Here is a 1,837-nt window from a genome sequence, read left to right on the forward strand (position 1 = left end):
TTAACATACTAAACATAAAAACACCTCCTGCTGTTATAATTGCGATTGACAAAACGATTAGTAACCTTTTATAACTTTTTTTAATGCTGGAATTGTTCATTTAAGATTTCCTCCTTTCTCTTGTTATACTATAAGATTAGTCTATTTTACACTATAATAAGAAAAAGTTGATTTACTTCTATAAGGTCTTAGTAGGACTCCCAGGATCCGTTCCCGCAGCAATCACAGCTATACTTTTATAATCAGGTTCGCCGTTGACAATAGGTGCAACTGCCAGTTCATCAAAACCTGTTTCAATGTCAGACTTAGTGGCAACAACACGGAATTCTTGACCATCTGAGGTAGTTATGGTGTTGGTTTTTTCTAAATTATCAGGAGATATATTTTCAATGAGATTTGAATTGACATAAGTCCTACCGTTACGCTTAGCGAATTCAAGATTTACACTATATACAGCATAATCCCGATTCAAATTGTTTAACTGCTCATCTGTATAGGAAAATGTCATCATTGTTCTCCCGTGCTATTATCTGAATATGTAACAATTACTTTTAAGTAGGTCACTCCTTTGTAATTGTTAAGGAATTGCCTTTTCTCATTGGTCAATGATCCTTGATAATTCTTTTTATCATGGAGTCCATGGCCTATCCTATACTTAGTTTTTCTTTCATCATTAAATTTGATTTCTACATCACAAGACCATGAACCTGGAGGGTTTGTGTAGTTTGGATTGGAAATCTTAATCTCCTCAATCCCTTCATAGGAATTTTTTAAAGCGTTGACCAAGCTGACTTCGTACTCTCTATTCCGACGTTCTTCTTGAGACTTCCCTAACATACTAAAGATAAAAACACCTCCTGCTGTGATAGTTGCGAGTAATAAAACTATGAATAATGGTTTATAGCTTTTTCTTAATCTGTCTTTACTCATTATCATTTCCTCTTTTTCTCAGCATATTCAGCATTGACACTGTATACATTCTTCCCGTGATTTAATTCATTGAGTTGTTGATCAGTATAATTAAAATTCATTTACTGTTTCCCTCTTTCTTTGTTAGAGTATGTAACCGTAACTGTATTAGTTGTTATTCCTTTTCTTCGGTTAAGAAAATCTCGCTGTCCATAAGTCATACGACCATTGTAATTTTCTATCTCATCTAGGTTATGTGGAATTCCATAGAATATTTTTTCCCCATCTTCAAACAAAATATCAACCTTACAAGACCAGTCACCAGGAGGGTTCGTATATGTTAGATTGGAAATTTTGATTTCTTCTATCCCTTCATATGAATTCTTTAAGGCACTTACCAAACTAACTTCATACTCTCTATTTCGACGTTCTTCTTGGGATTTTCCTAACATACTAAATATAAAAACACCTCCTGCTGTGATAGTTGCGAGTAATAAAACTATGAATAATGGTTTATAGCTTTTTCTTAATCTGTCTTTACTCATTATCATTTCCTCTTTTTCTCAGCATATTCAGCATTGACGCTGTATACATTCTTCCCATGCTTTAATTCATCGAGTTGTTTATCAGTATAATTAAATACCATTACTGTTCCCCTGTTTCACCATTTGAATAAATCACTTTTACATTTTTTTCTGTAATTCCACGATGGTTTATCAAATATTGATTATCATCTTTTCGAGAATTATTTTGAAAATCTCTACTTCTTATTTCGTTATTTTGTTTATTAAATGCAATTATATAACTTAGTTGTTTGCTATCAGAAAAAAATATTTTAACTTTTGCGCCCCAAGAATCAGACGGAATTGATGCATATGAAGGGTCGGTTATATGTACCTCCTCAATCCCTTCATAGGAATTCTTTAAG

Annotated in this window: 3 protein-coding genes and 1 pseudogene; all 4 read right to left on the reverse strand. The window is 32.9% G+C overall.

Annotated features, from left to right (window positions below; all coding sequences use genetic code 11):
- Window positions 1–178: 178 nt before the first annotated feature.
- Window positions 179–508, reverse strand: coding sequence for a hypothetical protein (locus HMPREF2885_RS08400; RefSeq protein ID WP_225893212.1), 330 nt, complete (start codon window positions 506–508; stop codon window positions 179–181).
- Complete coding sequence (locus tag HMPREF2885_RS08405) at window positions 508–930, reverse strand: hypothetical protein (RefSeq protein WP_070657801.1); 423 nt, start codon at window positions 928–930, stop codon at window positions 508–510. The genes HMPREF2885_RS08400 and HMPREF2885_RS08405 overlap by 1 nt, the downstream gene beginning before the upstream one ends.
- Window positions 931–1,031: 101 nt before the next feature.
- On the reverse strand, window positions 1,032–1,454 hold the full coding sequence (locus tag HMPREF2885_RS08410; RefSeq protein ID WP_002880689.1) for a hypothetical protein: 423 nt from the start codon (window positions 1,452–1,454) through the stop codon (window positions 1,032–1,034).
- A gap of 100 nt (window positions 1,455–1,554) precedes the next feature.
- Window positions 1,555–1,837: pseudogene (locus HMPREF2885_RS08415) on the reverse strand (hypothetical protein); the annotation flags it as partial.

Source organism: Streptococcus sp. HMSC062H02 (assembly GCF_001813005.1).
Taxonomy (GTDB): Bacteria; Bacillota; Bacilli; order Lactobacillales; family Streptococcaceae; genus Streptococcus; species Streptococcus oralis_S.